At 71.5% G+C, this 6,754-nt stretch carries 10 protein-coding genes, 1 tRNA gene and 1 pseudogene; 6 read left to right on the top strand and 6 right to left on the bottom strand.

All coding sequences use genetic code 11. The features are described 5' to 3' along the window. On the top strand, positions 1 to 454 hold a 454-nt coding region (locus ACNFOC_RS48695; RefSeq protein ID WP_416965422.1), incomplete at its 5' end, for a ketopantoate reductase family protein. A 30-nt stretch (positions 455 to 484) separates the two neighbouring features. Here ACNFOC_RS48695 and ACNFOC_RS48690 read toward each other — a convergent pair. From ACNFOC_RS48690 to ACNFOC_RS48680, 3 genes are read right to left on the bottom strand one after another with little or no spacing between them, the layout of a single operon-like run. Then, positions 485 to 985 (bottom strand): GNAT family N-acetyltransferase, encoded by a 501-nt coding sequence (locus tag ACNFOC_RS48690; RefSeq protein ID WP_416965421.1) that lies wholly within the window; start codon positions 983 to 985, stop codon positions 485 to 487. Positions 986 to 995: 10 nt separating this feature from the next. Next, positions 996 to 1,124, bottom strand: coding sequence for a hypothetical protein (locus ACNFOC_RS48685; RefSeq protein WP_416965420.1), 129 nt, complete (start codon positions 1,122 to 1,124; stop codon positions 996 to 998). Next, on the bottom strand, positions 1,106 to 1,657 hold the full coding sequence (locus tag ACNFOC_RS48680; protein ID WP_416965419.1) for an SMI1/KNR4 family protein: 552 nt from the start codon (positions 1,655 to 1,657) through the stop codon (positions 1,106 to 1,108). The genes ACNFOC_RS48685 and ACNFOC_RS48680 overlap by 19 nt, the downstream gene beginning before the upstream one ends. Positions 1,658 to 1,748: 91 nt before the next feature. Here ACNFOC_RS48680 and ACNFOC_RS48675 point away from each other — a divergent pair, with 91 nt between their 5' ends. Then, positions 1,749 to 2,102, top strand: coding sequence for a DUF8825 domain-containing protein (locus tag ACNFOC_RS48675; RefSeq protein ID WP_416965418.1), 354 nt, complete (start codon positions 1,749 to 1,751; stop codon positions 2,100 to 2,102). Between the two features lie 108 nt (positions 2,103 to 2,210). Here ACNFOC_RS48675 and ACNFOC_RS48670 read toward each other — a convergent pair whose 3' ends face one another. Then, positions 2,211 to 2,591, bottom strand: a complete 381-nt coding sequence (locus tag ACNFOC_RS48670; protein ID WP_416965417.1) for a hypothetical protein — start codon at positions 2,589 to 2,591, stop codon at positions 2,211 to 2,213. A gap of 123 nt (positions 2,592 to 2,714) precedes the next feature. Here ACNFOC_RS48670 and ACNFOC_RS48665 point away from each other — a divergent pair, with 123 nt between their 5' ends. Beyond that, the gene (locus ACNFOC_RS48665; protein ID WP_416965416.1) at positions 2,715 to 3,548 is read left to right on the top strand and encodes a hypothetical protein; all 834 of its coding nucleotides are present in this window, start codon (positions 2,715 to 2,717) and stop codon (positions 3,546 to 3,548) included. A gap of 43 nt (positions 3,549 to 3,591) precedes the next feature. Next, complete coding sequence (locus ACNFOC_RS48660) at positions 3,592 to 4,302, top strand: HAD family hydrolase (RefSeq protein ID WP_416965415.1); 711 nt, start codon at positions 3,592 to 3,594, stop codon at positions 4,300 to 4,302. Between the two features lie 14 nt (positions 4,303 to 4,316). Here ACNFOC_RS48660 and ACNFOC_RS48655 read toward each other — a convergent pair. Beyond that, a tRNA-Val gene (locus tag ACNFOC_RS48655) sits at positions 4,317 to 4,391 on the bottom strand. A 192-nt stretch (positions 4,392 to 4,583) separates the two neighbouring features. On the opposite strand from ACNFOC_RS48655, the gene ACNFOC_RS48650 reads away from it, so the two are divergent. Continuing rightward, positions 4,584 to 5,417 (top strand): DUF4097 family beta strand repeat-containing protein, encoded by an 834-nt coding sequence (locus ACNFOC_RS48650; RefSeq protein WP_416965414.1) that lies wholly within the window; start codon positions 4,584 to 4,586, stop codon positions 5,415 to 5,417. Positions 5,418 to 5,488: 71 nt separating this feature from the next. Further along, positions 5,489 to 6,601 (top strand): annotated as a pseudogene (locus ACNFOC_RS48645) (hypothetical protein); the annotation flags it as partial. A 5-nt stretch (positions 6,602 to 6,606) separates the two neighbouring features. Here ACNFOC_RS48645 and ACNFOC_RS56130 read toward each other — a convergent pair. Next, a complete protein-coding gene (locus tag ACNFOC_RS56130) occupies positions 6,607 to 6,735 on the bottom strand; it encodes a hypothetical protein (protein WP_521986890.1) in 129 nt (42 codons plus the stop codon). Positions 6,736 to 6,754 lie beyond the last annotated feature (19 nt).

The raw sequence follows: 6,754 nt of genomic DNA, 5'->3' as shown, positions 1-6,754 counted from the left end.
GACGGGCGACACGGTCCCCCGCGACCGCCTGGACACACTGGCGGCAGCCCTGCGCGCGGCCGGCCCCAAGACCCAAGTCCTGCCCGACGAAACGGCCGCACTCTGGGCCAAGATGACATTCCTGGCCCCCCTCGCCCTCCTCACCACCCGCTACGCCCTCCCCCTGGGCGACGTACGCACGCGCCACCGCGAGGAGTTGACAGCCCTGCTGGAGGAGACGGCGGCGGTGAGCCGCTCGTACGGCGGCCCGTCGGACGCGGCGGGCGCACTGGCCCGCTACGACACGTTCCCTCCGCAGACCAAGTCGTCGATGCAGCGCGACTCGGAGGCGGGCCGCCCGCTCGAACTGGACGCGATCGGCGGGGCGTTGCTGCGGGCGGCGCAGCGGCAGGGCATCACGGTGCCGGTAACGGCAAGGCTGGTAAGGGAGTTGGAGACCCAGACCGCCAACTGACGGACGGGTCCCCGTCAAACGGCCGGCGGGTCACCCGTGGAGGTCGACCCGCCAGTCGTTGGAGGTGATCCAGTGCCCCTTGGGGTACTCGAACTCCACCTCACCGAGCAGGGTGAACCCGGCTTTGCGGCACACCGAGTTGGACGCGGGATGACCGACGCTCGGAAAGGCGTGCAGATACCGGTGCCACCCGGCGACCCGCGCCTCCACGGCAACGGCGCGGGCGGCCCGGGCGGCGAGCCCGCGCCCCTGAAACTCGGGCAGGACACCCCACCCGGTCTCCCACACCGACTCGCCCCGCCACTCCCGCTCCCAGAACCCGATCGACCCGACGGTCTCCCCGCTCCCCGCCAACTCGACCCGGTACATGCACCCCCGCTCCAGCCCGACATACCGCCGATGCCGGGCATCGAGCTGCGCCGCGCTCTCGGGACCCCCCAAGTGTGCGGTCATCTCAAGGCTGTTGTTCCGCTCCAGCAACCAGAAGTCACCTTCACTCCAGGGCTGAAGCCGTACGAGTTCCACGTCCATGCCGAGCACACTAGGTGCCCCCACTGACATCCGACTTCGTCAGCTCCGGCCCGTCCACGATCAGCGGCACGTACGCGGCGGCGGGCGCCCGCCGTTCCGACTCCCCGGCGAGCGGGGCGTTCAGGGGCGCCGCAGCCACTGGGTGTACCAGGTGCGAAAGTCCGGGCCCACCGGGACGAAGCCGCCCCACTCCGGGTCGATCTGCCAGACCTCGCCCCTTCGCGGGCCGTTCAGGATCAGCCTGACGTAGATGCCGCAGCCCTCTTCGGCCAGCATGAGCGTGCCGCGGGTCAGCCCAAGGACCGATGGCCCGATACGGCCGGGAAGGGGTTCGGCGAGGGGGAAGGGTTCGGCGAGCCGGCCCGGCAGCCGGTCCTCTTCCCACTCGTCGTCCACGGCCCACTCCTCGCCGGCCTCCGCGCGAGGGACGGTCAACGGCATCAACCCGTGGCCGGGACCGGCAGGCCCGTCACCCACCCCCGTGACGAAGGACCGGTACTCCGCCGGCAGATCGATGCCATGGGTCGCCTCGAACGCCCCGACCTCCGCCTCCGGCAGCGCGGGCGCCAGCTCGTACCGGTGCGCATCCGCGCCGAAGCGCGACCGGTCAGGGTCCCGCGCCGCCAGCTCCCGTATCCGAGCGCGTACGCCGCCCTCGTCCCAGCGCTCCATCCGGCGACCGTAGCAACAACTTCCGAACCCGATCGTGTGAAGTCCCCCAAGGAACTCGCGACCCAAATTCGAACAGGCGTAGCATTAGCGCGTGGCTACGACCTATGACTTCCCGAGTGACCTCCTCGCCGGTCAGGAGGAGCTGCATCAGGTCCGGGCAGAGCTGTCGGCCCTGCTGAAGCGGCTGCCCTGGTCGGTCGAGCCCCTGGAGGGGTTCAGCGACGTGGGCGGCTGGCGCAAGGTGGAGCGCCCCGCGTCACCCGGCTGGACGCCCGACGAACAGGCCGAGGTGGAGAAGCTCCGGCAGCGGGAGCACGAGCTCGCGGTCTTCGTCAGCGGCCACCGTTTCTGGACGGAGGTCGCGGCGACGGACCGCGTGGAGGGCCGGATGCGGCTGAAGCACGCCCATGAGCCGCCGGACGCGGCGGACGACAAGGGCGCCTGAGAAGACCTGAGGCGATCAGGGCGACACGAGTCGACGTCAGCCTTGGATCGTCGGAGCCACCGCGAGGCGGCGATCACAGGCAGGTACGGGAAGCTCTGCGGCCCCCAACTACGGCTTTCGCAGCGCCCGTTGGGCCACCACCAGGACCATCACAGCTGTCACAGCCGTCACAGCCCCCACGGCACCGACACCGACACCGACGGCCCGGAAACCCCGCGTCGACCGCCACGACAGCACCGACCACCGCGACTGCGCGGACAGCACGGACCCCGTGCTCAGCCACGACCCGGCCGAGACCAACGACAGGGCCGAGCCGATCGACCCGACCGACAGCGCGCTCCCGATCGACCCGACGGACAGGCTCGACCCGACGGACCCGATGGACAGCACCGACCCCACCGAGCCGATCGACAACACCGAGTCCTTCGACCAGAGGGACAACACGGAGCCGGTTGCGGCGGCGCCAGGTCCAGTGCGAGGTCTACTCATGAACCCATCCTGCCCAGCGTCCCCGGAAACCGCGACACCGCCGGACCGAATGGCCGACGCGATCGCCCCGCACGGCATCAACTCCCCACCCCGCAAAGGAAATGTCAGGGTTAGCCTGACGGCATGACCGATGCCGAAGACGCGTCCTCCGTACCGGCCTCGCCCGAGCTCCACAGGCTGTCGCCGCGCGACGAGTCACGCGTGGCCCTGGCCCTGACGCTCCGTCAATTGGCTGACGCGGTACTGGATGCCGTACCGGTCGAGCCGGACCCCGCGCCGGGCGACCTGCTCCGAACCGCCCTGAAGCTCCAGCGTCGTATGGACGACGTCGTACGGGAGGCGGTGGTCGCCGAGCGCGAACGCGGCACCACGTGGAACCAGATCGGTGACGCCGCCGGCATCACCCGGCAGTCCGCCCACGAGAAGTGGTACAGCGACGTCCACGGCTGGGCGGCCATCGGGCGCAGCGCCCTGCCGCCGGAACTGAAGACGCTGGAGGTGGCGGCCGAGGCGGACGCCCGCTACGCCAGGCTGCGCCCCGACCGACCGCACGCGGTCACCTCGGGCCTGGACGCGATCCGCTTCCCCGGCTCCCACGCCTACGAGGCCAGCCTGCGCGCCCGCGGCTCCGCCCTCCACGTCCGCCGCACGGACCTGGACGCGCGCGCCACCGAACTCAACGACGAATACGGCGACTTGCACGCCCACGGCCCGACCTCCGCCCCCATCGGAGACGACCCGCTCCTGATCGAGACCCACCGCGGCCACGCGGACGCGGTACGCGCCAACCGGCTCGCGATCGCCGCGGTCCACGACGAGATAGCCGCCATCTACGACGAACTCACCACCGCGGAACCCTCGTTGGCGGACGAACACCACACCCAGTCCACCTGGCACCACAACGCCGCGAACCAGGCCCGCAGTTACGCCGACCTGCTCAACGGCGGGACGAGCTAGCCATCTGCAAGACCTGGGTGACACGCTCCGTAGGATGGCGCATGTGACTGGAAGCGTCGTGCTGTGGGACTTCGACGGAACCCTGGCGTTCCGGGACGGCAGGTGGCGCGGGAGTCTGGTGGAGGCGCTGGACGAGGTCGCGCCCGGGCAGGGTGTGGTCGCCGCCGATGTGAGGCCCGGGCTGCGGGACGGTTTTCCCTGGCATCGGCCGGAGACCGGGCATCCTGACCTGAACAGCCCCGACGCGTGGTGGGACGCTCTTCAGCCGCTCTTCGTGAAGGCGTATGTCGGCGCGGGCGTCGATGATCGGCGGGCCGCCCTCGCCGCAGGCAGGGTGCGGGCTCACTACACCGACGTGAGCCGTTGGACCGTCTTCCCCGACAGCCTCGCCGCGCTGGAGGAACTGGCCGAGGCCGGCTGGCTCCACGTCATCGTCAGCAACCATGTGCCGGAACTGGACGGCCTGCTCCGCGATCTCGGGCTCGACCGGCACTTCGCGGCCGTCGTCAACTCCGCGCTCGTCGGCTGGGAGAAGCCGCACCCCCGGATCTTCGAGGCGGCGCTGGACCGGGCCGGGCGTCCCGAGCGGGTCTGGATGGTCGGCGACAACCCGGTGGCCGACATCGCCGGCGCCCAGGCCCTCGGAATCCCCGGCATCCTCGTCACCCCGGGACGGGACGACGGACTGCGACCGGCCGTACGGCGCATCCTCAACGAAAGAGGCCTCCCGGAGATCTCCCCGGAAGGCCTCTGACCCGCTACTTATCCTGGTGGGCGCGGACGGTTTCGAACCGCCGACATTCGCCTTGTAAGGGCGACGCTCTACCCCTGAGCTACGCGCCCAGGACGAGTCGACAGCCTACATTGCCGGGGGGCCTGTCCTGCAAACCCGTATCCCCACGGAGAAATCTCGGGGGTTTTCCCCACCCCGAGTCCGGGAGCGCGCCGGATGCCCCCGCCGCGCGCCGCTCCCTACGGTCGAAGGGCGCCGTAGGAGTCACAAGGACTCCGCGTCCGTCCCAGGGGGAAATCACCGTGACCCGCACCGGCACCCGCACCCGCACCCGCACCCGCACCCATGGCCACAGCCACAGCCGTGCCCGCACCACCCGTACCCTCACCGCCGCCACCACCCTCGCCCTGCTCCTCCTCACCGCCACCGCCTGCGGTGCCTCCTCCGGGGACGACAAGCACCCCGATCACCGCACCTTCGCGCTGACCGGCCGTACCCTCACCGTCGACTCCGATGACTCGGCGCTCGAGATCGTCGCCGCGGACTCGAACCCGGCGGGGAAGATCGAGGTCACCCGGTGGTGGCAGGGCAGCGTCGCGATCGGTTCGGATCCCGAGGTGAGCTGGGCGATGGACGGCGACCGGCTGGTGCTGCGGACGAAGTGCTCCGGGGTGATCGCCGACTGTTCGGTCAAGCACCGGATCGAGGTGCCGCGCGGGGTCGCCGTGAACGTGGAGGACGGGGACGGGAGCGTGCGGGCGCGGGGGTTCGCGGACGCGCTGAGTGTGCGTACGCACGACGGGTCCGTGCACGTGACGGACTCCACCGGGCCGCTGACCCTGCACAGCGGGGACGGGTCCGTGCGCGCCGAGGTGTCGTCCCGGACGGTGCACGCGACCACCGGTGACGGGTCCGTGCGTCTCGAACTCGGGGCCGTACCGGACCTGGTGGAGGCCCGCAGTGGCGACGGGTCCGTGACGATCGCGCTGCCCAAGAGCGGCGGCACCGGGTACCGGGTGACCACCAAGACCGGGGACGGATCGGTGGATGTGTCCGTGCCCCGGGACTCGTCCAGTTCTCATGTGGTGAGCGCCCACACCGGCGACGGGAAAGTCACGGTGCGGAACGCGAACTGACCGGCCCGTGTGTTCGTCCTCTACCGGTGGGAGAATGACAGCGGTCAGGACAGACAACACGGGAGAGGGATGTGACGGCGACACCAGCGCAGCCGTATTCGCCGCTCACACGGCCCCGGCGCGGTTCCGCCGCCCGTGCCGCCCTCGACACCCTCGCGGTGATGAGCCTCCCGCTGCTCGTCGGTGTGCTCGCCCTCCCCGCCGCCTTCGCCGGCGGCGGCACCCGGCGCTGGTTCGGCGGGCGGGCGGAGAGTCAGCGGGCCGAGGCGCAGGCGGCGAAGGATGCCGCGGCGGCCGCGTTCTACGAGCTGGACACCGCCCAGCGGGATCTGCGGATCTCGATAGACACCATCACCGCGGTCGACGACTCGCCGGCCGCCCGCCGCGCGGTCACCGACTTCGAGGCCCTCGGGCGACGCATCGACGAGGCCAGCGGCCGGTACATCAACGCCGTCGACGCGCACGACCTCGACCGCGACGACCTGGAGGCCGCCGCGGCGAACCGCGCCCGCACCGAACTGACCGCCGCCAAGGACCAGTTGGGCCAGGTCAAGCAGGAACTGGACCGGTTCGAGAGCGGGCTCGGTCCGCTGCTCGGCAAGGCCGAGACGCAGTTGGCCCTGCTGGCGCCCGCCGTCGAGCGCGCCCGGCAGTCGCTGCTCGCCGCCTCGAACGCCTTGGACGCCGTACGGGCATCCGGGCTGCGTGCCGACGACCTCGCCGCCCGGCTCGCCACGCTCGGGCCGGAGCTGACGAAGCTGAACCAGGGCGCCGGACAGCACGGCGTACCGCAGACGCTGGAGCGGGCGACGCGGGTCGCCCGGGAGGCGGAGGCCATCCGGGCCCAGGCCGACGGGCTGCCCGAGCGGGCCGCCGAGATCGACCACCGGCTCGTCTCCCTGCGCACCCGCGCCCAGGCGCTCACCACCCGCGCCGGTCAGGTCGACCCGGTGCTCAGCGAGCTGCGGCGGCGCTTCTCCGCCGCCTGCTGGCAGGACCTCCAGCAGGTGCCGCAGCAGGCCGGCGAGAACGTACGGCAGGCCGAGCTGAAGCTGAAGGAGGCGCAGGCCGCCCGGGACGCGCAGCGCTGGCCGGACGCCACGTCCCTGCTGTCGACCGTACGGGCACTGCTGAACACCACCGACGAGGCCGTGTCGGCCGCCGGCGACCGGCTGCGCCGGCTCCTTCATCAACGCGGCGCCGGCCACTGCTCCGACGTGGACGTGTGCGTCGACGTCGGAACGCCCGGTAAGCCCGGTGGGGACTTGCTGATGATGAGCTTCATGACCTCGCTGGTGCCGCCGTAGATGCGGGTCACGCGGGCGTCGGCGTACAGG

The organism is Streptomyces colwelliae, assembly GCF_048158785.1.
Taxonomy (GTDB): Bacteria; Actinomycetota; Actinomycetes; order Streptomycetales; family Streptomycetaceae; genus Streptomyces.
Note: the sequence above shows the minus strand (reverse complement) of the source record. Positions and strands in the feature narration are given on the sequence as shown.

What these genes read in the sequence shown, in the direction of transcription:
- ACNFOC_RS48690 (WP_416965421.1), bottom strand. Translation starts at nt 985, where the DNA reads ATGGACGTGGAACTCGTACGGCTTCAGCCCTGGAGTGAAGGTGACTTC.
- ACNFOC_RS48680 (WP_416965419.1), bottom strand. Translation starts at nt 1,657, where the DNA reads ATGGAGCGCTGGGACGAGGGCGGCGTACGCGCTCGGATACGGGAGCTG.
- ACNFOC_RS48670 (WP_416965417.1), bottom strand. Translation starts at nt 2,591, where the DNA reads ATGAGTAGACCTCGCACTGGACCTGGCGCCGCCGCAACCGGCTCCGTG.
- ACNFOC_RS48665 (WP_416965416.1), top strand. Translation starts at nt 2,715, where the DNA reads ATGACCGATGCCGAAGACGCGTCCTCCGTACCGGCCTCGCCCGAGCTC.